21 protein-coding genes are annotated in these 23,758 nt (G+C 41.6%); 18 read left to right on the top strand and 3 right to left on the bottom strand.

The window, feature by feature from the left end; translation table 11 throughout:
* The first annotated feature begins 113 nt into the window (after positions 1-113).
* From truA to purF, 5 genes are all read left to right on the top strand, one after another.
* Positions 114-899 carry a tRNA pseudouridine(38-40) synthase TruA gene (truA, locus tag EGC82_RS14335; RefSeq protein ID WP_124731363.1) on the top strand — a complete coding sequence of 262 codons (786 nt, stop codon included), beginning with the start codon at positions 114-116 and terminating at the stop codon, positions 897-899.
* 90 nt (positions 900-989) lie between these two features.
* Positions 990-2,267 (top strand): bifunctional tetrahydrofolate synthase/dihydrofolate synthase, encoded by a 1,278-nt coding sequence (folC, locus tag EGC82_RS14330; RefSeq protein ID WP_124731362.1) that lies wholly within the window; start codon positions 990-992, stop codon positions 2,265-2,267.
* A 66-nt stretch (positions 2,268-2,333) separates the two neighbouring features.
* Entirely contained in the window at positions 2,334-2,960 is a 627-nt protein-coding gene (locus EGC82_RS14325; protein ID WP_124731361.1) for an SPOR domain-containing protein, read from the top strand.
* Positions 2,961-3,112: 152 nt separating this feature from the next.
* On the top strand, positions 3,113-3,601 hold the full coding sequence (locus tag EGC82_RS14320) for a CvpA family protein (RefSeq protein WP_124731360.1): 489 nt from the start codon (positions 3,113-3,115) through the stop codon (positions 3,599-3,601).
* A 33-nt stretch (positions 3,602-3,634) separates the two neighbouring features.
* On the top strand, positions 3,635-5,149 hold the full coding sequence (gene purF / locus EGC82_RS14315; protein WP_124731359.1) for an amidophosphoribosyltransferase: 1,515 nt from the start codon (positions 3,635-3,637) through the stop codon (positions 5,147-5,149).
* 377 nt (positions 5,150-5,526) lie between these two features.
* Here the strand turns inward: purF and EGC82_RS14310 are convergent, their stop codons facing one another.
* Positions 5,527-6,231: a tRNA (adenine(22)-N(1))-methyltransferase gene (locus EGC82_RS14310; RefSeq protein ID WP_124731358.1), complete on the bottom strand. Its 705-nt coding sequence runs from the start codon at positions 6,229-6,231 to the stop codon at positions 5,527-5,529.
* Between the two features lie 170 nt (positions 6,232-6,401).
* Here EGC82_RS14310 and EGC82_RS14305 point away from each other — a divergent pair, with 170 nt between their 5' ends.
* From EGC82_RS14305 to EGC82_RS14295, 3 genes are all read left to right on the top strand, one after another.
* Positions 6,402-8,363 (top strand): DNA topoisomerase III, encoded by a 1,962-nt coding sequence (locus EGC82_RS14305; protein ID WP_124731357.1) that lies wholly within the window; start codon positions 6,402-6,404, stop codon positions 8,361-8,363.
* A gap of 199 nt (positions 8,364-8,562) precedes the next feature.
* Entirely contained in the window at positions 8,563-9,156 is a 594-nt protein-coding gene (msrA, locus tag EGC82_RS14300; RefSeq protein WP_124731356.1) for a peptide-methionine (S)-S-oxide reductase MsrA, read from the top strand.
* A 557-nt stretch (positions 9,157-9,713) separates the two neighbouring features.
* The gene (locus EGC82_RS14295; protein ID WP_124731355.1) at positions 9,714-10,262 is read left to right on the top strand and encodes an HPP family protein; all 549 of its coding nucleotides are present in this window, start codon (positions 9,714-9,716) and stop codon (positions 10,260-10,262) included.
* A 257-nt stretch (positions 10,263-10,519) separates the two neighbouring features.
* Here EGC82_RS14295 and EGC82_RS14290 read toward each other — a convergent pair whose 3' ends face one another.
* Positions 10,520-11,455, bottom strand: coding sequence for a LysR family transcriptional regulator (locus EGC82_RS14290; protein WP_124731354.1), 936 nt, complete (start codon positions 11,453-11,455; stop codon positions 10,520-10,522).
* Positions 11,456-11,579: 124 nt separating this feature from the next.
* Between EGC82_RS14290 and EGC82_RS14285 the strand changes: the two genes are divergently transcribed.
* From EGC82_RS14285 to EGC82_RS14265, 5 genes are all read left to right on the top strand, one after another.
* Positions 11,580-12,605, top strand: coding sequence for a zinc-binding alcohol dehydrogenase family protein (locus EGC82_RS14285; RefSeq protein ID WP_124731353.1), 1,026 nt, complete (start codon positions 11,580-11,582; stop codon positions 12,603-12,605).
* A gap of 98 nt (positions 12,606-12,703) precedes the next feature.
* Positions 12,704-12,994: a putative quinol monooxygenase gene (locus EGC82_RS14280; RefSeq protein WP_124731352.1), complete on the top strand. Its 291-nt coding sequence runs from the start codon at positions 12,704-12,706 to the stop codon at positions 12,992-12,994.
* A gap of 199 nt (positions 12,995-13,193) precedes the next feature.
* Complete coding sequence (locus tag EGC82_RS21760) at positions 13,194-14,663, top strand: ATP-binding cassette domain-containing protein (RefSeq protein WP_124731351.1); 1,470 nt, start codon at positions 13,194-13,196, stop codon at positions 14,661-14,663.
* Between the two features lie 511 nt (positions 14,664-15,174).
* Positions 15,175-15,720 (top strand): thioredoxin family protein, encoded by a 546-nt coding sequence (locus EGC82_RS14270; RefSeq protein ID WP_124731350.1) that lies wholly within the window; start codon positions 15,175-15,177, stop codon positions 15,718-15,720.
* A 269-nt stretch (positions 15,721-15,989) separates the two neighbouring features.
* Positions 15,990-16,646, top strand: a complete 657-nt coding sequence (locus EGC82_RS14265; RefSeq protein WP_124731349.1) for a nitroreductase family protein — start codon at positions 15,990-15,992, stop codon at positions 16,644-16,646.
* A gap of 210 nt (positions 16,647-16,856) precedes the next feature.
* Here the strand turns inward: EGC82_RS14265 and EGC82_RS14260 are convergent, their stop codons facing one another.
* Positions 16,857-18,146 carry an alpha/beta fold hydrolase gene (locus tag EGC82_RS14260; protein WP_124731348.1) on the bottom strand — a complete coding sequence of 430 codons (1,290 nt, stop codon included), beginning with the start codon at positions 18,144-18,146 and terminating at the stop codon, positions 16,857-16,859.
* Positions 18,147-18,387: 241 nt separating this feature from the next.
* Between EGC82_RS14260 and EGC82_RS14255 the strand changes: the two genes are divergently transcribed.
* The 5 genes from EGC82_RS14255 to EGC82_RS14235 all read left to right on the top strand — a co-directional run bounded on the left by EGC82_RS14255 (position 18,388) and on the right by EGC82_RS14235 (position 23,503).
* Positions 18,388-19,032, top strand: coding sequence for an MBL fold metallo-hydrolase (locus tag EGC82_RS14255; protein ID WP_124731347.1), 645 nt, complete (start codon positions 18,388-18,390; stop codon positions 19,030-19,032).
* A 123-nt stretch (positions 19,033-19,155) separates the two neighbouring features.
* On the top strand, positions 19,156-20,178 hold the full coding sequence (locus tag EGC82_RS14250; RefSeq protein ID WP_124731346.1) for an XdhC family protein: 1,023 nt from the start codon (positions 19,156-19,158) through the stop codon (positions 20,176-20,178).
* 15 nt (positions 20,179-20,193) lie between these two features.
* The gene (locus EGC82_RS14245) at positions 20,194-20,802 is read left to right on the top strand and encodes a nucleotidyltransferase family protein (RefSeq protein WP_124731345.1); all 609 of its coding nucleotides are present in this window, start codon (positions 20,194-20,196) and stop codon (positions 20,800-20,802) included.
* Positions 20,803-20,804: 2 nt separating this feature from the next.
* Positions 20,805-21,257 carry a (2Fe-2S)-binding protein gene (locus tag EGC82_RS14240; RefSeq protein ID WP_124731344.1) on the top strand — a complete coding sequence of 151 codons (453 nt, stop codon included), beginning with the start codon at positions 20,805-20,807 and terminating at the stop codon, positions 21,255-21,257.
* A gap of 2 nt (positions 21,258-21,259) precedes the next feature.
* A complete protein-coding gene (locus tag EGC82_RS14235; protein WP_124731343.1) occupies positions 21,260-23,503 on the top strand; it encodes a xanthine dehydrogenase family protein molybdopterin-binding subunit in 2,244 nt (747 codons plus the stop codon).
* Positions 23,504-23,758 lie beyond the last annotated feature (255 nt).

Here is a 23,758-nt window from a genome sequence, read left to right as displayed (position 1 = left end):
TTCATAAGCAGGGTATATAGGCTTATGTTAACCATATAAAAGCAAACGGCGCAGATACATGCGCCGTTTTTTTGTGGTAAACTGCGCGCCATTATTGAGTAGAGGATATAGGCATGCGGGTCGCGTTAGGTGTTGAATATGATGGTAGTGGTTTTTGTGGATGGCAGCGCCAACTCGATGTCGATTCAGTGCAAGCCCAGGTTGAAAAAGCCTTAAGTTATGTGGCTAACGAGCCTATAAAAGTATTATGTGCTGGACGAACCGATACAGGTGTTCACGGTACAGGGCAAGTAGTGCATTTTGACACCAATGTTCAACGGCCAGTGTCGGCATGGACTCAAGGTGTTAATGCTAACTTGCCTGACAGCATAGCTATTCGATGGGCAAAAGAGGTCGATGACACTTTTCACGCTCGTTATAGTGCCATGGCCAGACGCTATCGCTATGTGATTTATAATTATAAATTGCGCCCGGGTATTTTAGGTGCAGGCGTGAGCCATTATCACGGTGATATTGATGAAACCTTAATGCATCAAGCCGCGCAGCTTTTCGTCGGCGAACACGATTTTACCACATTTAGAGCGTTGCATTGCCAAGCTAAAACACCGTTTCGAACTGTGCATCAAGTGAATGTTACACGCCAAGGTATGTATGTGATGGTGGACATTCAAGCTAATGCTTTTTTACATCATATGGTGCGTAATATTGTCGGTTCTTTGCTGCAAATCGGTTTAGGTAATCAGCCTATCGAGTGGATAACAGAGCTTTTAGCATTGAAAAATCGCAAGTTAGCGGCTGCAACGGCTAAACCGAACGGATTGTATTTGGTTGATGTGACTTACCCTGAGCAATATCAATTGCCTAAGTTATCCCTTGGGCCTTTGTTTATGCTTGATTAAGGTATATTTAGACACATTTATGAAGATGTGGCTAAATATTATGTTATCGCAGTGCCAGCTAAGGTCTGCATAAGTAAATGGTATTGAATTATGTCAATCGCGTCTGAAATTACTGTACCCAATAACCAATCGAGCTTGAATCAATGGCTCGATTATTTGTTGGCAATTCATCCTAGCGAAATTGATATGGGCTTAACTCGAGTCAGCGCTGTTGCCCAGAGCCTAAACGTGATTGATTTGGCTCCCGCTAAAGTGATTACCGTTGCCGGTACTAATGGCAAAGGCACAACTTGTGCGATGCTTGCCGCTATTTTACGTCAGGCGGATTTTTCAGTTGGTGTGTATAGCTCACCCCATTTGCTGCATTACAATGAACGGGTGCAGATTAATCAACAAGATGCCAGTGATGCTTCACTTATTGAGGCATTTTGTGCCATTGAAGCGGCGCGAGGTGACATTTCGTTAACCTTTTTTGAATATGCGACCTTAGCGGGTTTATATTTATTTAAAGCGGCTAAAGTCGATGTGGTTATACTGGAAGTTGGCTTAGGTGGACGGTTAGATGCCACTAATATTATTGATTCTACTGCTACGGTGTTGACCTCTATCGATCTTGATCATCAAGAATATTTAGGCGACACTCGCGAGCTGGTTGGCCGAGAAAAAGCTGGCGTATTTCGCTCAAATTGTCTTGCCATTATTGGTGAACCAGACTTACCGTTGAGTGTTACTGACTATGCTAACCAGATCAGTACATCGCTTTACCGTGTTGGTTATGAATTTAATTATCATAAAGATCACAACCAACCACAGCGATGGCACTTTACATCGGCGCAGCAATCTTATAAGGGGTTAGTTGTACCAAGGTTACCACTAGCTAATGCTGCCAGTGTTGTCGCGCTACTAAGTCATATTTGGTCGCACATTAGCCAGCAGCAGATTAACCAAGGCTTACAACAAGTTCAGCTTGCCGGACGACTAGAGCAAGTGAGTGAGCAACCACTGGTTCTATTAGATGTTGCACATAATCCGCATGCCGCCCGCTATTTAGCTCAGCAATTGCAGGCGTATCAAGGTCGTCGTATTGTAGCCTTGTGTGGCATGCTTAAAGACAAAGACATTAAGTCGGTATTAGCCACATTAGCCGAGCAAATTAGTCATTGGAATTTTGTGAGTTTAGATAATCCACGCGGTGCATCAGCACAAGCACTGTGTCAAGCGCTGCCTAACGATAGTTGTCGTGAGCATGTCAGTGAATTTACTAATATCGCTAGCGCATGGCAAGCTATACAAGCAACAGTAAATGCTGATGATGTGCTCATTGTCTTTGGCTCTTTTTATACTGTCGCAGGGTTTAAATCTTTATAAAACTATTTAAGACGTCGGTTTTATTAACCATCATTAACGTCGTTTTATTAACAAAGGGAATTAGCTTTGAATCGTCAATTTCAAAATCGCTTGGTGGGTACAATAGTACTAGTGGCCTTAGGCGTCATTTTTTTACCTGATTTATTAGATGGAAAACAGCCGCAGGTGGTCGAGGAATTTACTGAAATTCCTTTACGTCCTGCTTCGTTAAGTGCTTCTAATAGAGCTAGTGCTGCCAATAACGCTGAGACAGTGGAAGAGTTTCAAGTGTTAACGATTGCAGAGCCTAAAGATCTTAGTAACGATATTGTGGCATTAGGTGAAGCAGAACCGACTAAAGAGCCAGTAAAAGAAGTTAGCCAAATAGCTAAACAGCCTGTGCCCGTGGCTCCGATAGCTAAACAGCCTGAAGTACAGGTAGCAAATAAAATCAAATCACCCGTTACTGCAGGATTTACATTGCAGTTAGGCGGTTTTAATAATATTACCAACGTAAAAGCCTTAATCATTCAACTTCGAAAGGCTGGATTTAACGCATATACACTGCCTAAAACGCCTGTTGAAGGTAAGTTAACTCGAGTGTTTGTTGGCCCTGAAGTATCAGAAGAAAAACTTAAAGCTCGTCAACAACCTATATTCAAATTAACCGGATTAAAAGGTAAGATCGTAACCTATAATCCACAGGAACAATAACCTGTTCAGACGGTGTTTTACTTGAGTGATTAATATTTACAATTTGATTGTTCTTAATCACGCAAGAATAATTTGTGCAATCAGAGGTGAGAAACATCTCTGTCTCTGTTAGAATCCCGCCGTCTTGAACCCTATACCGGATCCCCATCTTCATGGTTTGGATTGATTACGCAATAATTATTGTCATCGGGTTATCAACTATTATTAGTTTGATCCGTGGATTTGCCAAAGAAGCCATGTCTCTTGTGGTTTGGTTTGCCGCTTTCTTCGTCGCTAGCCAGTTTTATCTTGATCTCGCTGCTCATTTAACTCAAATGCAGGACGAGTTAGTCAGAAACGGTGTGGCGATTGCCATTCTTTTTATCATTACCCTGATCCTAGGGGCATTAGTTAATTATTTGTTAGGCCAGTTAGTGGCCAAAACCGGCTTATCGGGCACAGACCGAGTTTTAGGCCTGTGTTTTGGTGCCATTCGTGGCGCGTTAATCGTTAGTGCATTACTGTTTTTTATGGATGCTTTTACGGCGTTCCCTGACACTAAATGGTGGCAGGATTCTGTTCTTGTACCTGAATTTGGCGTGGTTATTCAGTGGTTTTTTAACTATCTGGAAAATACCTCAAGCTTTGTACCCAAAATATAAACATAAAACACCTTACAGTGAGGAACCTTACCCATGTGTGGTATCGTCGGAATAGTAGGAAAATCAACAGTTAATCAGACCATTTATGATGCGCTGACTGTGCTTCAACATCGTGGTCAAGACGCAGCAGGTATTGTTACGGTTGACATGAATGCGTTTCGTTTACGCAAAGCAAACGGCTTAGTTAAAGATGTGTTTGAACCTAAACATATGCAGCGTTTACAAGGCAATGCCGGTATTGGACATGTTCGTTATCCTACCGCGGGCAGCTCGAGTGCATCAGAGGCACAACCGTTTTATGTTAACTCGCCATTTGGTATTTCGTTAGCGCATAACGGTAACTTAACTAACACGATTGAACTGGCCGAAAGCCTAGTCACCAAGCGTCGTCATGTTAATACAACCTCTGACTCGGAAATCTTGTTAAATCTGTTAGCTGATGAATTACAAGAAACGCGCAGCTTAACCTTAAGTGCCGATGAAGTGTTTGATGCGGTAGCCAAAGTACATGCGCAAACGCGCGGAGCTTATGCGGTAGTCGCCATGATCATCGGCCAAGGTTTAGTGGCTTTTCGTGATCCCTTTGGTATTCGTCCATTGGTACTCGGTAAGCATGAGACACCCACAGGCACTGAATATATGGTTGCTTCAGAAAGTGTGGCATTAGATGCCGTAGGTTTTGAAGTGATGCGCGATGTGGCTCCAGGTGAGGCAGTTTATATTTCTCTTGATGGGCAATTGTTTACCCGTCAATGTGCAGCAGACCCAAGCTATGCTCCGTGTATTTTCGAATTCGTGTATTTTGCACGTCCAGATTCGAGCATCGACAAAATATCTGTGTATGCCAGCCGCGTAAACATGGGCGCTAAGTTAGGCGAAAAAATTAAAAAGGAATGGGAAGATCATGACATTGATGTTGTTATCCCTATTCCAGAGACATCGTGTGATATCGCATTAGAAATTGCCCGTTGTATGGATTTACCGTATCGCCAAGGGTTTGTTAAGAACCGCTACATTGGCCGTACGTTTATTATGCCAGGTCAGCTAGAACGTAAAAAATCAGTACGTCGTAAATTGAATGCGATTAATACCGAGTTTAAAGGTAAAAACGTATTATTAGTTGATGACTCGATTGTTCGTGGCACTACATCTGAGCAGATTATTGAAATGGCACGTGAAGCTGGCGCGAAGAAAGTCTACTTTGCATCAGCAGCTCCTGAAATCCGTTTCCCTAATGTGTATGGTATCGACATGCCGACCTCTAATGAGCTTATTGCTCATGGTCGTGATGCTGACGAAATTGCCAAAATCATTGGTGCCGACGGGATTATTTTCCAAGATTTAAGCGACTTAATTGAAGCAGTAAGAATGGAAAATCCAGAGATTAAGCGTTTCGAAACATCAGTATTTGACGGTCATTATATTACTAATGATGTTGACCAAGCTTACTTGGATCATTTAACGCAATTACGTAACGATGATGCCAAAGCTAATCGCTCAAAAGACATTGGTACTAACTTAGAGATGCACAACGTGTGTCATCCATAAGTTAACCACTGTGTGTGAGTGATAAAAAACCAGCATGAAAATGCTGGTTTTTTTATGTCTGCTTTAAAAACTCGATGACAAGCGATAGAGATTGATATCAAGCGAATACTGCGCAAATGCCTAGGTGTTAGGTCGCTTCGCGGCTAGAGGCTATAAGAGCGATAAAGATTGATATCAGGGGTAACAAGCGATAAATATAAAGATCAAGCGATCACAAACGATAAACATCGATCACAAGTGCATCAGGCTTAAGGGGGCGCTTTCAAATACGGTCATCCAGTAATATGGTCTACATCGTCATCCCGGTAATGCTTTTGAGCCGGTATCTCGCTTTAAAGTAGTGCAGCGAACAAGTAGGATAATGTCCGTTGTAGATGCTATATCAGTGCTTTAATCGCTAGATAATCTTGTAACGTTTGAGAAGCTTTTTGTGGATTTGACAGGCTTATTTTTTGATAGTGAGTCAGCACTTTGTTTAAATACCGCTTAGCCATATCGCGCTCTTGATCATTGCTACATTGCCAAAACTTATTGCCTATAACGCTAATTTTAGTCGTAGGACGATCACTTTTTTTTCTCGATGATTGCTTACCAAAACGAACGTAGATAATCTCATAAAACCGGCTATTTTCTTCAATCAGTTTTTCGTCAATTAATTTACAATCAAGTTTGATAAGTTGTTGGCGCAACTCATATTGATGGTGAACTGGACACAAGATAAAATCGATTTTTCGGTTCGAATATTGTTGGCAAAGTGAGTTAACAAACTCGATCATCAAATCTCCACCCACTCCGGCAATAATCACCAAGGGCGTATGCTCATCTTGAACCAAAGGTATCGCTGACACATCACTACAGTGTACTTGCCATTTTGGTGGATTTTGCTGTGGGTAAAAACGTTCGAGCTTGGCGGTTAACTGCTGCATCAATGCTGGCACAATGTCGACAAAATGGATCATGGCCGCATGCCTGTCTAGTAACGCGGCGCCGAGTAATCCATGGTCGCAACAGCAATCCCAAATATGAGTATAACCATTGGGGATCATCATGTTGATATATGCTAAGCGGTGGCCGAGTTTCATCTATTTATCAAGTTTGGAAGTGAACCTGCGCATTGTAATGATTTAAGTGACAAAGTGGTTAATTATTTCATATTTGCAGCTTGGCGTATTTAACGCTAATCTATACTGTAAATTTATACAGTTAAGTGGCGCGGTTTATCTTTTGAACGCTAGCGCCCCAACAGTGGATTATGATTCTATATATTGCTGAAAAACCCAGTTTAGGTCGTGCAATCGCCGATGTTCTGCCAAAACCACATAAAAAAGGTGATGGCTTTATCACTGCTGCTAATGGTGATTGCGTGTCATGGTGTATTGGCCATTTGCTCGAACAAGCCGAGCCAGATGCTTACGATGATGCATTTAAATCGTGGAAACTCGAACATCTTCCTATCGTACCGCAAACTTGGAAGTTACAGCCCAAACCCAAAACTCGTAGCCAACTTACTGTGCTGCGAAAACTGGTAAAACAAGCATCATCGATTATTAATGCTGGCGATCCGGATCGCGAGGGTCAACTTCTAGTCGATGAAGTCATTTCTTATTTGGGCGTAAAGGGCGATAAGCTTAATCAAGTCCAGCGACTATTAATCAGTGATTTAAATCCACAAGCGGTGAAACGTGCGCTAGGGCAGTTACGCAGTAACCGAGAGTTTATCCCATTATCAACCTCGGCATTAGCTCGCAGCCGTGCTGATTGGTTATATGGCATGAACATGACCCGTGCTTATACCATCCAAGGTCGTAAAGTGGGTTACCAAGGCGTGTTGTCTGTTGGCCGTGTTCAAACACCTTTGCTGGGGCTCGTCGTTCGTCGCGATGATGAGATTGCCGATTTCAAACCTAAAGCTTTTTATGAAGTCTTAGCGCATTTACTCACCGACCAACAACAAGCATTTACCGCTAAATGGCAACCTAGCGAAGCATGTCAACCCTATATGGATGAAGACGGCCGAGTATTAGCTAAAGGTTTAGCCGAAAATGTGGTTGCTCGTATTAATGGTAAACCGGCTGAAGTAACTAAACTTGACGCTAAAGATAAGCGCCAAAACCCACCATTACCTTACAGCTTATCCGCCTTACAAATCGATGCAGCTAAACGCTTTGGCTTATCGGCAAAAGAGGTGCTTGATACTTGCCAAAGCTTGTACGAGCGCCACAAATTAATTACTTACCCACGCTCCGACAGTCGCTATTTACCTAAAGATCAGCATTCTTTAGCCCCCAAAGTATTAGATGCCGTACTCAAAGGTGCTGCTGGGTTAGTGGAGGCTTGCGACGCGCCCAACGCCAAGCTTAAATCTAAAGCGTGGGACGACACTAAAGTAGATGCTCACCATGCGATAGTGCCAACTGAAAAGGTGGCTAACTTATCGTCATTATCAAGCAATGAAGCCAAGTTATATCAACATGTGGCAAGGCAATATTTAGCCCAGTTTTATCCCGCTTATATCTATGCTGAAACATCCGTCGAAGTGACCATTGCTGGTGGTTTATTCACTACAAAAGCACGTCAAGACAAAACTTTGGGCTGGAAACAGCTGTTTAAACGGGCAGCTACAACAAATCAGGGCAATAGTCATTCAAGTAGTGGTGAAGATGATAACGACGAAGCTGTGCAGTCGCTACCGCCGCTAGTTAAAGGGCAAATACTGCAATGTGAACGTGGTGAGTTATTAGAAAAAATGACTCAAGCGCCAAAGCATTTTACCGACGCGACATTATTAGGCGCAATGACGGGCATTAGTCGTTATGTCACCGATAGCGATATTAAGAAAATCCTTAAAGAAACCGATGGTTTGGGCACTGAGGCCACACGGGCTGGGATTATTGAATTGCTGTTTAAGCGCGGTTATTTAATTCGCCAAGGAAAATCAATATTGGCAACGCCCGTCGGTGTTGGCTTAATCCGCAGTTTACCCGAATCAGCAACCACACCGGACATGACGGCACTATGGGAAAACAGCCTCGATGCTATCAGCCAAAAACGTTTAAAGTACGATGCGTTTATGCAGCCATTGCTGAGCCAGTTAGATGGTTTAATAATCCAGGCATCGAGCCAGTTACCTTCGGCATTACAAGGTGTCGCCAATAGTGCACCGAAACGCAGTTTTAAAAAATCGTATAAAAAGAAGACCAAAGCGAAAAGCTAAATTAGTGACGGGCTAAATCGACAGCGAAACGATATGGTATTTCAATCCAAGGCGTTTTTGGGTTGGCTCTGTCTGCAGTCGTCAATTTAGAATTAGGCTCTTAGCAAATGTAATAGTGAACTTTTACACTATTAAGTTCATATAGTAGGAATGTGAGAATCAAACATACTAATCACCTAGAAAAAGAAAGGGGAGTGTTATGAAAAGTACACTAGCGTTAACAATATTAGCGGCAAGTATATTGTCTTATGCATCGAATGCCACCGCAGATAAAACCATTTTAGCCGGTGGATGCTTTTGGTGTATGGAGTCCGATTTTGAAAAACTCGATGGCGTAACCGATGTGATCTCTGGGTTTACTGGCGGAAACATTAAAGACCCTATTTATAACGGTAACCATCAAGGTCATTTTGAAGCCGTTGAAATCACCTATGATCCTAGCAAAGTGAGCTACGAACAGTTGTTAGCACATTACTGGGTTAACATTGACCCTTTTGATGCTAAAGGGCAATTTTGCGATAAAGGCTCGAGCTACTTAAGTGCCATTTTCGTGGCAAATGACACAGAAAGAGAAATTGCACAACAGTCTAAAAGCAAAGTCGAAAAGCAATTTCCTAATAATAAAGTGGTCACGCCTATTTTAAATGCATCGATATTTTATCCGATAAAAGGCGATGAAAGTTACCATCAGGATTACTATAAAAACAATCCTATTCGCTATAATGCTTATCGCTGGAATTGCGGCAGAGACCAAAGATTAAAAGAGATTTGGGGAGACAAAGCGACACATTAATCTATTGGTTATCAATCGAACTCCCGTGAGTTCGATTGATATTGGCTATGTTTAGCTTATGTTTGACTCCTATTTACAATATAGCCAGCGACTAAAAGCTAGTAGCAATAAATATGGCTATTCAAGATCGTAGGCTAGTATTTAAATATTTTTTGGTGTTAATTGCTTTTTCTTACAGGCATTAATGATGTCCAAACCAATACAAACGATAGCTATCTAGGTAGCAAGTGGACTTGAAGGATTAATAGAATAAGTATTTTTTATCTGGGCGAAGATGCTTATAAATAGAGTCTGTAAATAATTTGGGGTTGTTATAAAAAAGTAAAAATTAAAGCAAAGTTAATACAACAGCCCCTAGTAAAGTTAATATATTAGCTTATTAATTAATATATCCGCGCTGTGCTCACCAGGTATATTGTCGAATTGTTTAATATTTCGCTATTCTTTAGAAAGTGCAATTGCAATCAAGTTTATTTAGCGCTAATTTATCCACCGCTAATTGTGATGCAGATCACTTATCAATAATGTATTGATTCTATTCAGTCCGGATTATCATCATGAGATTCTATTTTACCCGTATGCGTTCGAAAGATATTTGTCCTCCAAGACAACCGCTTAAGAAAATTATTTGGTCTTGGGTTGGAGCATTTTGTGGTATCTACTTAGTTGCCAGTCTTGCTTTTTATATCAGCGTAAACCCAATGGGTAGCATGTTTGTTATCGGTTCTTTTGGCGCTTCAGCTGTGCTGGTTTATGGTGCGCCATTGGCGGAGTTTTCTCAACCGCGTAATTTAATTGGTGGCAGTGTATTGTCAGCATTAATTGGTGTTGCAGTTTATCAAGTCTTTGCTGATTATATCGTACTTGCTAGTGCTTTATCTGTATCACTATCAATTGCGTTAATGTACTTGACTCGGACCTTACATCCTCCTGGAGGTGCTACTGCTTTGATAGCTGTAATTGGTGGTGAAAACGTACACAATCTCGGCTTTCTCTACGCGTTAATGCCAGTATTTTTAGGCTCAGTATTGCTCTTACTCGTGGCATTAGTTGTTAATAACCTCTCTACTGATCCTAAGCGTCATTATCCAGTGTATTGGATGTAAGTGTTCGGGATATTATTTTCTCTGCTGTACAGGCTAATCCTTTATGTTAATGATTAGCCATGCTTTTTCTATAGCTATGATGCAACTCTTTAATGTCTAACAATACCCGCTAGAGTAGAAACCACTAACGTCAAGATTATGCCTTTTGTTAAAGTAACGGTTATGATCGATATTGGATGTTGTAGTTCAAGCCTGTTAAGTGCTTGTTCTGCATATTTCAAGGCTTAATGTGGACATTACTTTTTAAAATGGCCTATTTAATCCAACATGCTTTTATCAAGTATGCCTCTGTCAATTAATTGCTGCAAAATATCACGAGTTTTCTGCTTAAGCATATCGCGCAGTAATCGCGCTGCGGGGGTAATAGATTGTCTGCTAGGAAACACTAACCACAATTCAGTAGATTTAAGTGGATAGTCCGCCATGATCCTTACCAAATTACTAGCAAGTAAATCATGTGACATGTCTAAGCAAGACTTGGCAGCAATGCCTTTACCACTGACGCACCAACGTCTAACTAAGTCGGCATCATTGGCTATTCGGTTGCCCGATACTTTTACTTTAAGACTGTCATTACCTTGGGTGAATTCCCAGATGTCGTGGGTTAAGTTTTGTAATTGATATAGCAGGGCGTTATGTTGTGCCAAATCTTGTGGATGGGTCGGTGTACCAAATTTATCAAGGTAAGCTTGTGATGCACAAATTAGCCTTGGCACATTACAAATTTTAAAACCGTATAAGTTAGCATCATTAGGTGAACCATAACGTAAAGCTAAATCGACAGCGTCGCGATAAAAGTCAACGTTGGTATCACTAATGCTGACTCTTAAACTCACTTTTGAATGAGTATCCATAAATTCATCTAGCCAAGGCATAACGATATTACGCCCCAGATCCGATGATATGGCTAAGCGTAAGTCACCATCAATAATGTCCAGTTCACCTTTCATGTTCTGCTTTGCTTGCTCCAGCATTAACATGGCTTGCTCACACTGTGGAATGTATTTTTCGCCAGCGCTCGATAAACGTAATTGTCTAGTGGTGCGAATAAATAACTCTGCACCTAAATTAGCTTCTACTCGTTTTAGTGCCGCACTGGCGGTTGCAGTGCGCATGTCTAAGTTAGTTGCTGCGGCAGTAATACTGCGAAACTCAGCTACTTTTAGTACCACTTGTAAGTCTTCTAGAAGCATGATTATCCAATTTAATTTGATAATTTTTCAATCATTATGCTGTTTATGGGTGATAAAACAAGGGCTATTATTACTTCATCAAGTTTGAACATCATTTGCAGATTGACATAACAGGAACCACATTATGAAAGCTATTGGATACACACAGTCTCTTGAAATTTCGAACCCAGAATCATTAATCGATGTCACTTTAGCGCAGCCTATTGCCACTGGCCGTGATTTACTTATCAAGGTGAATGCAATTTCGGTTAACCCTGCCGATTATAAAGTGCGTTTAACTATGCCGCCAACAGACGGTGCAGTGAAAGTGATTGGTTGGGATGCTGTGGGTGAGGTGATTGCAACAGGCGATAAAACCAGCCAATTTAAGCCAGGTGATGTGGTTTATTATGCCGGTGATATTACTCGCCAAGGTTGTAATGCTGAATTTCAATTGGTCGATGAGCGTTTAGTCGGTTTTAAGCCAAAAAGTTTGTCAAATGCTGAAGCGGCTGCACTGCCGTTAACGGCAATTACAGCATGGGAGCTGTTGTTTGAACATTTATCAATTAAACAGCAAAGCCCTAGCGCGATAGATAAATCAAACGAAGTGATTTTGGTTGTTGGCGCTGCCGGTGGAGTGGGTTCTATATTTGTACAATTGGCTAAAGCTATTACGGGTGCAACCATTATTGGTACGGCATCACGTGCAAGCTCAAGTGAGTGGGTTAAGAAATTGGGTGCGGACTATGTTGTCGACCACAGCAAGCCACTTGCAGCACAAATTGAAGCGCTAAACATTGGCCCAGTGACTCACGTTGCGAGCCTAAACAGCACGGATAGTTATTTTGAGAGTTACACAGAGTTATTAGCGCCATTTGGTAAGATTGCCATGATTGACGACCCTGAAGCGCTTGATGTGACTAAATTGAAGCTAAAAAGCTTGTCATTACATTGGGAGTTTATGTTTGCTCGTTCGATGTTTAATGCGGCAGATATGGATGAACAAGGTCGGTTATTGAATCGGGTTGCTGATCTCGTTGACCAAGGTTATATTCAAACCACGTTAGGTCAGCACATGGGCGCTATTAACGCGACAAATTTGCGTGCTGCCCACCAAGCATTAGAATCTGGCCGTTCAATTGGTAAAATTGTATTAGAAGGTTTTTAGTTATTTATAAAGTCTATTCTTCTCCCATATTTATAAAGTTTTATTGATTTTATTGATTTTATTGATTTTATTGATTGTATGATTAAAAGGAAGTAAAAATGTCACAGTTAACTATCGTTGCCAACATTATCGCTAAAGCAGACAAAGTCGATTTAGTCAAAGCTGAATTATTAAAACTGATTGCGGTTACGCGTGCTGAAGAAGGTTGCATTAACTACGATTTACACCAAGATAATGCTAATCCAGCGCATTTTATGTTTTATGAAAACTGGCAGAGCCGTGAATTGTGGCAAGCTCATATGGGTAATCAACATTTAGCTGATTACGTCGCCGCGACAGAAGGGGCGGTAGTCGAGTTTATTGTTAATGAAATGAGCGTTATAGGCTAACGAGGTGCAATAGCTGAGTTTAGATGATTTATTGCATGATTCATTAGTGAGAAATGACAAGATTTATTACACGTTAACCTTAAGGCAGATCATAAACATGATCTGTCTTTTTTGTCGATTTCACAAACCGTCTTGTGAGACACTCTGACTATAAACGCTGTTAAATAATTAGTATTAATAGACGAGGATAAGCGCCAAAATGGAAATCAGATTTACACAGCTGCAATGCCGTTCGTCTAGTGTGACGATGGACATTGATAATTGGCTTATTGAACCGCAACAATCTTGGGGGGTGTTTAGTACCGAAGGTGATTTAGGTGCATTATTGGGGCTGCTATTCACTCAGCAAGCGCACGATAAAACCTTGGCTTATTCTGGCCAGCTATTGGGTGTAGACCGCACGAAAGTCGCCCTGGTGTCGTTGCATGAACAGCAGCAGTTACTTGACGATATTCTTGATCAAGATGACAGCGAATCTTTAGGCTATATCGATCCTAAAACTACGGTTTATGGGGTTATCTTTGCCCAATGTAATGATGAAGCGCTGACTCATCGATTATTGCAGCAATTAAATCTAATTCAGTTAAGCGCTAGCCCGTTTACTCAGCTTTCTACCGGCGAAAGCCGCCGGGTGATGCTTGCCCGCGCAGTGGCAACCAAAGTGCCTTTTTTAGTGCTCGATGAACCTTATGCTGGGCTTGATGTTGGCCATCGACAAGCGTTAAGTCACTATTTACAGCAGTTATCGCAAACAGTACAAATGCTGGTTGTTGTGTCGCGTGAAGAAGATATGCCAGACTGGATTGAACATATTGCGATGTTTAATCATGGCACGCTAGACAGTGTAATGACTAAGTCTGAGTGGGATAACCATCCGCTTATAAGCCAACTTACAGCGCAGTCTGGGCAACAAAGTGAAGAGTTGTTGGCGCTTATTCGTCGGCATCGTCACAGTCCAAGCTTTGCAAATCCAGTTTTTCAATTGAACAATGGCCGAGTAGCTTACAGTGATAAAGTGATTTTTTCTGGGGTGAATTGGCGCATCGATAATGGCGTGCATTGGCAAGTTAAAGGACCTAATGGTTGCGGTAAAAGTACTTTGCTTGGGCTTATTTTTGGCGATCATCCGCAGTGTTATAGCAATGACATTGATATTTTTGGTAAAAAAAGAGGTTCAGGCGAAAGTATTTGGGAGATTAAAAAGCATATAGGCATGGTGTCATCGGCGTTGCATTTACAGTATCGGGTTAATTGCAGTGCCTTAGATGTGATTGTATCAGGCTTTTATGACTCGATAGGTTTGTATCAACAAGCGTCGAAACAACAAGTGGCTATCGCAACTGAGTGGTTAGCCATTTTACACATGGGTCATTTGAGCAAATCGTCATTTAGGCAATTAGAATATGGCCAGCAACGGTTATTATTAATCGCCAGAGCCATTGTTAAACAGCCAACGTTATTGATCCTCGATGAGCCCTATCAAGGTTTAGATTACTTAGGTCGAAGATTGATTAAAAACGCCCTTGAACTCATCGCCAAAGAGCACTTAAGTCAATTGTTGTATGTGTCACATTATCAGGAAGATAGTCTCGATAGTATTAAGCACTTTATTGAGTTTGTGGCCGATGAGCACCACGGTGGTTACCGGGCTGTGATCACAAAAAGCTAATATTCTAATGATTAGGGCCTGTTGATCTTTCAAGGTTGTTTTTGCAGCGAATTGTTGACCATTACTCACATATACAACTGCGCGGCAGAGACTTTGAGGTGTAGTTATTCTACATAAAAAGTCGATAACGCAGTAAAAATGGCCAACAAACGCTGCCCGAAGGGTTCGGCTAAAAACGTTTTACTCTTTGTTGAATGCATTTTGCTTAGATGACTAGGCATCAATCCATTCTCCTCGATTAAAACGTTTTTAACTCGAACAACATTCAACCAGCAAAGAGCAACAGGCCCTAGTGGTTAATGTTTAAGGCTATCAAGCTTATGTAAAACAGCTAACATTTGTTGGCTGTTTTTGTTTCAGTAGATTATCAAATAATAATTGATAATATTTCAATTATTATGCTGTATATAGCGTTTGGCGTTGCGAGTATAATGGCAACATTAACGAGGTTAGGCACTGAGCTACTAATCAATATCACTGTACTTCAGCCTAACCGTAAAGGATATAAACTATGTTACTTGATACGCCTATTTGTGATTTCGGCTGGAAAGCACCAGATTTTACACTTAAAACCCCTAATGGTGACGCTTTTACTATGAGTGAACACTTGGGTGAAAAGGGCTTGTTGATTATGTTTATTTGTAATCACTGCCCTTATGTTAAAGCCATTGCGACTCGCTTAGCCGAGGACACAAAGCAACTGATGGCCGAAGGCATTAATGTCCTTGCCGTGATGTCAAATGACTATCATCAGGTTGACTCCGACTCGCCAGAAAACATGCTTCGTTTTGCTGAGCAGCACGGGTTTACTTTCCCCTACTTAGTGGATGAAGGCCAGCATGTTGGTCAACAATATGGCGCAGTGTGTACCCCAGACTTTTTTGGCTTTAATCACCTTGGTGAATTGCAATATCGTGGCCGTTTAGATAATGCCAGTTTGCAGAATGATCCTAATCGAGAACCAGAGCTTTTGAATGCCATGCACTTGATTGCTGCTATTGGTAAAGGGCCTAAGCAACAAACCGCCAGTATGGGTTGCTCGATTAAATGGCGATAGTGATTTTATTTACTCGATGTCCTTGAAAAGCTATTTAATAGCACAATTATAGAATAATGAGATTTACATGTGAACATCATTGTTAACCAATTGTATTTATTGCTTGTTTTCTGTTTATTTTATCGTTTAGTTGTAAGTTTATTTAATGTTAATTCGTTAATCATGCCGTGTTGGTGTGATCAACATGGTAGGTCAATCGATCTCATTATGACATGCCGTTTAACTACCAATCCTTTTACTGATTGTCTAAAATTTATATGGAGTCTGAAATGACCAACGCTATTATTACTGATTTAGAAAAACGCTACACCGCCAAACGCTATGATCCAAGCAAACGTATTTCAGCCGACGATATGGCAATTATTTATGATGCCATGAGACTATCGCCTTCATCTATCAACTCTCAACCATGGAAATTTATCGTGATTGAAAGTGATGAAGCCAAACAGCGTATGCATGACACTTTTGCTAACAAGTTTCAGTTTAATCAACCGCATATTAAGGCGGCATCTCACATCGTATTGTTTGCTCATAATCCAAAATATACCCGTGAAGATTATGCCAAAGTGGTCGATCAAGGTATTGCCGATGGCCGTACTAAGGCTGAAGATCGTGAAGGTGCATTTGGCGCATACGCATTTGTGGACTTAAATACTGACGAAGCAGGTAACAATGCTGAGTGGACTAAAGCACAAACCTATTTAGCGTTAGGTAACACTATGCATGCCGTTGCCCGTTTAGGTATTGATTCAACCCCGATGGAAGGGATTGATATTGAGATGGTGGGTCAAATTTTTGCAAAAGAATTAGACGGTTATATTTGCGACGTAGCACTTGTATTGGGTTACCACAGCCCTGAAGAAGATTATAACGCTGCATTGCCTAAGTCTCGTTTTACTAAAGAACAAGTTATCCAAGTAGTATAATGTGTGTGCTTTACTACAGATATGTATCTGCAGTAAAGCAATAGAAAACGGCTTAAGCATTAATGCTTAAGCCGTTTTTTTAACCTAGTATTTAGCAAAGTAGCTTTCGCATCTGCCTTGTTAACACATGCACTCTTAGTTTATGTACTCTTAACTTATGCTCTTCAACAATAAGCAATTTTAACAAAAATGCTTCTAGCGTAAGCACAGTTAACGAAGGCATTTACCGCGATTAAGGCTGATCAATTTATCTAAAATGTGTTCGCCGTCCATACGAATACCATTGTGCTCGTATTCTGAGGTGAGCCAGTATTTAAGGTTATTGACTTGCTTAGCTGTTTCTAAGCTGTATTGCATTTCAACAAACATATCTTCGCTGTATATCGCTGCCGCAACAGGAACCTTATTGTTAGACAGTTTTTCTAAGTCGTACAATGCGGGCCAGTCTTTTTTAGCCGCAATTAAGTTGGCAGCTTGTTGTAGTGGTTCAAGTTGCTCAAACTGGGCAAACATCCATGGGTAAACCATTTCTCCAGTAAACAATAATGGCTTACCTGGACGGTAGTTGAATTGTTCAAACTGCGATCTCACTCTATGAGCCGCCCAGGATGAAGCATTATGTTGGCAGTAGATAGACTCGTGCAATAACGCAAAAAGAGGATTAGTGCTGTAGTCGAGAAAATGGCTAAATTGATGTAAAAATAACGGATTAATATCAACACCGTGGTTGGTTTCAACTAAGGCATGCTCAAGCAAATAGTAAACCGATTCTGGTCCTTGTTCCATGCCGAGGTTAATGCCTAATAGCTGCAGCATCTCAACACTAAGTAGCTCGCCAGTCGCTAAATAAACCTTGTTGTCGTACAGATACTTGGCCAGGTTATCCACGAGTAAACGGGCGTCAGTAAAACGTTTGAAAAAGTCATTGTTTTTGGCGATGACTCGCTGATAGGTTGCTTGATAAACTTCATCTACAGGGCGGGTTAATGAAGGAATACCGCCAGTGATATAGGCTTCTTTTAAGCCTTCTGGCGCCGCAGATAAATAATGTAATACACAAAATCCGCCAAAACTTTGACCTAAAATACTCCACGGTTGATCGGGTGATAATTTAGCGCGAATGTATTCAGCGTCGCGAATAATATTGTCGGCGCGAAAAAAGCTTAAGTAGTCGGCCTGATCTGTAGCACTCATGTAGCTTAAGCTGCTGGCATTAACAGGAGTCGATAACCCAGTGCCACGCTGATCAAGTAATAGGACTCTATATTCTGTTAAGGCGCGTTTTATCCAGCCATTGTTACTTATGGGTCTTACAGCACCAAACCCCGGTCCGCCTTGAAAAAAGACTAAGTAAGGTAGTTCTTTATGTTGGTTTTCAATGCTGACTATTTCGCGGGCAAAAACAGTGATCTGTTTGCTGGGACTTTGTTGGTAGTCTAAAGGTACTGAGAAAAAGTGCTTACGGGCAACAATGTCTGATAATGTATGGTCAATGTGCATAAAATGCCTATTTAGTCATGATTAATAGTGATATTAAGCTTATTAAATTGCTGCTTAACGATATCATTTGATTGATATGATATCTGGATGCCAGCGCAAATAATGTTATTTTATGAGTCATGTTAGCTATTAACAATCGGTAACTCGACGTAAATCATCTTAAATAGCTATCTAGATCAAACCTGACTGAGTTGGAATAACCGATAATTAACTTAATGATAATTAAACAGTGAGGTTGTCGATGAAGTATCAAATCATCCCTGTAACGCCTTTTCAGCAAAATTGCAGTGTTATTTGGTGTGAAAAGACCTTAAAGGCCGCGGTTGTTGATCCAGGTGGCAACATTGATCGGATTTTAGCCGAGGTGGTTAAGTTAGGCTTGAGTGTTGAAAAAATATTATTAACTCATGGTCATATTGATCATGTTGGTGGCGCTGTGGCATTGGCTACAAAATTAGCCATTCCGATCGTAGGTCCGCACATTGCGGATAAATTTTGGTTAGAAAACTTAGTTAAACAAAGTCAAAACTTTGGTTTTCCACGTGTTGAAGCCTTTGAGCCAACTCAATACCTCAATGAAGGCGATAATGTGAATGTCGGTGAGCAACATTTGCAAGTGTTGCATTGTCCAGGACACACGCCAGGACACATCGTTTTTTATAATACCCAAGCTAACTTAGCGTGGGTCGGTGATGTACTTTTTCGTGGTTCAATTGGTCGTACTGACTTTCCGCAATCTAATCATCAAGATTTACTCCATTCCATCACCACCAAATTATGGCCATTAGGTCACAATGTGAGTTTTATTCCTGGCCATGGTCCCATGTCGACGTTTGCGGATGAACGACAACATAATCCTTTTGTTGCTGATCAGTTATTTGATTAACAATTTGTTATGCAATCAGATCATTGAGGTTATTTTTTAATAAGTTGAAACTATTGATTCTTTGCATTGTAAACGCAGTCTGTTAGCTTAAGAGCATGCGTTTACATATGATGGACAGTTCAAATGGTTCAACACCTCGTTGATTTACTCGATACCTGGTTACCTTCTTACCAAGAAGACTGGGTACTCGCCGTTCTTACTCAAGTGCAAGGCTCTTCTTACCGCAAACCTGGCGCCATAATGCTATTTCATCCCATGGGTAAAAGCTTAGGGATGTTAAGTGGTGGTTGCCTTGAAGCAGATTTACGTCGTCACGCGCAACGTGCGATTCAAACTCAGCAAGTTATTCAATTAACCTATGACGCAACCGATGAGTCTGATACTAGTTATCAGCTTGGGTGTGGTGGCATTGTCAATATTATGATGGTATCGCTAAATAAATCGAATAATTATCTTGGTTTAGTTAGTGTTCATGATGCTTTAATGCGTGGCCATGCTGGCGTGTATCAAATTGATATTGTTGCAGACGGCACACCGGTCAATCAATTAAGTGGTCACTTTGTTGAGCAAGATGCCACACAAGCAGCATCGATAACACTTAACAGTAAAACTCGCACTGTGGTCGAACAATATAACTCAGTGCTGCATATTCCACTTAGGCCTCCAGTGCATATTGGTATTTTTGGTGGTGGTTTAGATGCCCAACCTATAGCGCAAATGGCGCAAACGCTAGGCTGGAAAGTTAGTGTGTTTGATGAGCGCACAGCTTATGCGCGTACCTATGATTTTCCTGGATGCCAAATCATTAAAAAACCGACAGCTGAAGTATCAAAAACACTGTTGGATGGTTTAGATGCCGCCTTTGTAATGAGCCATAATTTACAAATCGATGCTAAAACATTACTTGCACTGCAAGCCGTATCATTGGCTTATATTTCATTATTAGGGCCCACTCACCGTCGTGATAAAGTGTTGAGCCTGGCTGAGTTAACGGTAGACGACTTTAGTGGCTATTTTTCGGCGCCAGCAGGGTTGGCCCTTGGTGGCGAGCTGCCGGGTTCGGTTGCACTAAGCATATTATCCCAGTGTCATGGCGTGCTGTATCAAAGTCAGATAACCAGCCTTGATACTGTAATGCTGACATAACGAGTAGATGTGTTAATGATGCCAAAAATTGTTACGGTGATCTTAGCTGCAGGAGCTAGCAGTCGTTTTAACGGTGCTAAAATTGTTGCTAAAGTGCAAGGCGAACAAAGCTTACTGGCACATTGTCTGCAAACTCTGGAACAGGTTACTCAAACGGCGAGTATGGCCCCAGCGGTGGTGATGTTAGGTGCACATCAAACCGATGAAGTGTTGGCTATTACAGCCAATCACCATCGAATTATCAATCATGATTGGCACTTAGGCTTGTCGAGTTCAGTGAAACTTGCTGGCCAATATGCCCAAAGCCAACAGGCCGATGCGTTACTGGTAGTGTTAGCCGACCAAGTCGCACTGCAAAGCAGTGATTATTTGCAATTGATCCAGGCATATATTCATAATAACTTAACTAGCTGTGCGTTTTACCTGCATAGCGTAGGCGTTCCTGCTATCTTTTTAGCTGAGGATATTAACATTCTGATGTCGATTGATGGCGACAAAGGTGCTAAAAGCATTTTAAAACAACATGACAAAAATAATAGCTTGAACATTATTGCTATGGAACAAGCGCAATTTGATATTGATACACCAGCTGACTTAGTACGTTGGTTGGCTAACAAGGAGTGATTATGACAACCCCAACACAAAAATTGATGGTCAATGGAAAGGACTTTTCCCTTGATGCGGATCCTAATATGCCAGTGCTATGGGCATTGCGTGACATTTTAGGCCTAACCGGTACGAAATTTGGTTGTGGAGCAGGGCTCTGTGGCGCATGTACTATTCATGTAGACGGCAGCCCTATGCGCGGTTGTTTAACCAGTTTAAAGCAAGTGCAAGGTAAGCAAGTTACTACGATTGAAGGTCTTGAGGCTGAAAAGTTAAAGCAAGCTTGGTTGGAGCATAATGTACCGCAATGTGGTTATTGTCAGGCTGGGCAGTTAATGTCTGCCGCTGCGTTACTCACCACTACACCTAAACCTACTGAAACCCAAATAGTTGATGCGATGTCGGGCAATATTTGTCGTTGCGGCACTTATCCACGCATAAAAGCGGCTATTCAATCGGCATCGGAGGCGTGATCATGACAACATTCACTGCTGTTGAAAATATTAGTCGCCGTAATGTATTAAAGTTATTTGGCGCCGTTGGTGGCGGACTCGCATTAGGGACAACGGGTTTAGGCTGGAGCCCGATGGCTTTAGCTCAAGACAAGCAAGCGTTGATGAATTTGTTTGTGGCTATTGGCGAAGATAATAAAGTGTATCTAACGTGCCATCGTTCTGAAATGGGGCAGGGTATTCGTACTGGTATTCCCCAAGTTTTGGCAGATGAATTAGAAGCCGATTGGGACAAAATTGTTGTTGTTCAAGGCTTAGGTGATAAAGCTTACGGCGATCAAAACACTGATGGTAGCCGAAGCATTCGTAAGCAATATAAAAAAATGCGTCAAATGGGTGCTATGGCCAGAACTATGCTTGAGCAAGCGGCAGCCGATAAATGGAACGTGCCATTAGCTGAGGTTTATGCCAAGCAAAGTCGTGTACATCACAAAGGTTCAAGTAAAAGCTTAAGTTTTGGTGAGTTAGCGGTAGCAGCATCGGCCATTAAAGTGCCCGATGTTGATACGCTGACTTTTAAGCCTGACAGTGAATTCAACTTTATTGGTAAGCGAAAAACTATCGTTGATATGGATGACATATTAGCGGGTACAGCCATGTTTGGTTATGACATTAACGTCGATGGAATGGTGTATGCCAGCATTACTCGCCCACCTGTGCTGGGCAGTGATGTGGCCACTTTAGATGACAGCGCGGCGCGTAAAGTATCGGGAGTATTGGATATTATTCAGTTACCTGTACCTAAAGGTGCACCATTATTTCAGGCTTTGGGCGGCGTAGCCGTTATTGCCAGCAATACCTGGAGTGCGATGGAAGGGCGTAAAGCGCTAAAAATCACCTGGACTAAATCTGTCAATGATAGCCACGATACCACCCAGTATTTGGCCGATTTAGTCGAACGAGTTAAACAGCCTGGTAAAGTCATGCGCCAACTCGGTGCCAGTGTTGATTCATGGCCCGCTGAATCGACAATCAATGCGGTTTACACCGTACCGTATTTAACTCATGCCATGATGGAGCCACCCGTTGCTACTGCGAGTGTGACCGCGGATGGATGCGAAATTTGGGCATCAACTCAAACCCCACAAAGTACTCAGCAAAATGTGGCGGGGGTACTTGGGCTTGCAGAAGAGAAAGTGAAAATCAATGTGACGTTATTGGGCGGTGGATTTGGACGTAAATCCAAACCCGATTTTAGCGTAGAAGCGGCCATCTTATCCCAAAAGCTCAAGAAGCCAGTTAAAGTGTCGTGGACCCGAGAAGATGAAATTCAACACGGTTATTACCATGCTATTAGTGCGCAATTTTATCAAGCTAAGCTAGATAAAAACAATCAACCTCAAGCCATGTTAGCCCGGAGTGGTTTTCCGTCCATTAGCTCTACCTTTGCTGAAGGGGTCGACTTACCCTCCGCTGGTGAGCTTGATTTAGGCTTTGTTGACGTGCCATTAGCATTACCACAAATTCAACTAGAAGCAGTAAAAGCCACCGCGCATACTCGTATTGGTTGGATGCGTTCGGTGTGTAATATTCAACATGCATTTGGCATCGGCAGTTTTGTGGACGAGTTGGCCGTTAAAGCCAATAAACCTTGTTTACAAATGTGGCGAGAAATGCTCGGTGAAGCCAGAAAAGAAACCTTAGCTAATCAAGGGTTCGAGTATGGCAATTACGGTGAAACACTTGAAGACCATCCTATCGATGTCAGCCGTTATCATAATGTGCTCGATATTATGGAGGCCAAACTGACGCAGCAAGCACCTACGCTTAAAAATCAAGGTTGGGGTTTTGCGATTCATCGCAGTTTTACGACTTATGTTGCCGTCGCCACCTTAGTTGAAGTGAAAGATGACAATCTTAAAGTCCTTAAAAGTATCGCCGCGATTGATGCTGGTTTGGTGGTGAATCCAGACCGATTAACGTCGCAAACAGAAGGGGCGATTATTTTTGGGTTAAGTTTAGCGATGATGGGAGAGATTAGCTTTAAAGATGGTCAAGTACAGCAATCGAACTTTCATGATTATCCGTTACTGCGTTTACCACAAAGCCCTGAAATTGAAGTGATTCATATCCAGTCGACTGCTAATCCTGCCGGTGTTGGTGAACCGGGTGTACCGCCAGTGGCACCAAGTTTAACCAATGCGATTTTTGCTGCTACTGGGATCCGATATCGTGATTTGCCACTGAATAAATTTTTATCGGTATAGTCATTAACGTGAGCTATCACGCTTAAGTTTAACCATCTTAAGCCGATAATAAATAAGCCAAATGCCTAAGTGTGTTCGCACTTAGGCATTCTTATTATATTAAGGGCAAAAAAATTTAAAAATCATGCTTAATTGAATAGTAAGTTAGTCTGAATAACCAGACACTTCTATAATAGTGATTAATGTTTGTTTGGGCGCTTTACGTTTACTTAGTTTTGTTCTCACTTTTGAGATAATGGCAAATTGCCTTAGGAA

Origin of the sequence: Shewanella livingstonensis, from assembly GCF_003855395.1 — a bacterium.
In the GTDB taxonomy this organism is placed as follows: domain Bacteria; phylum Pseudomonadota; class Gammaproteobacteria; order Enterobacterales; family Shewanellaceae; genus Shewanella; species Shewanella livingstonensis.
Note: the sequence above shows the minus strand (reverse complement) of the source record. Positions and strands in the feature narration are given on the sequence as shown.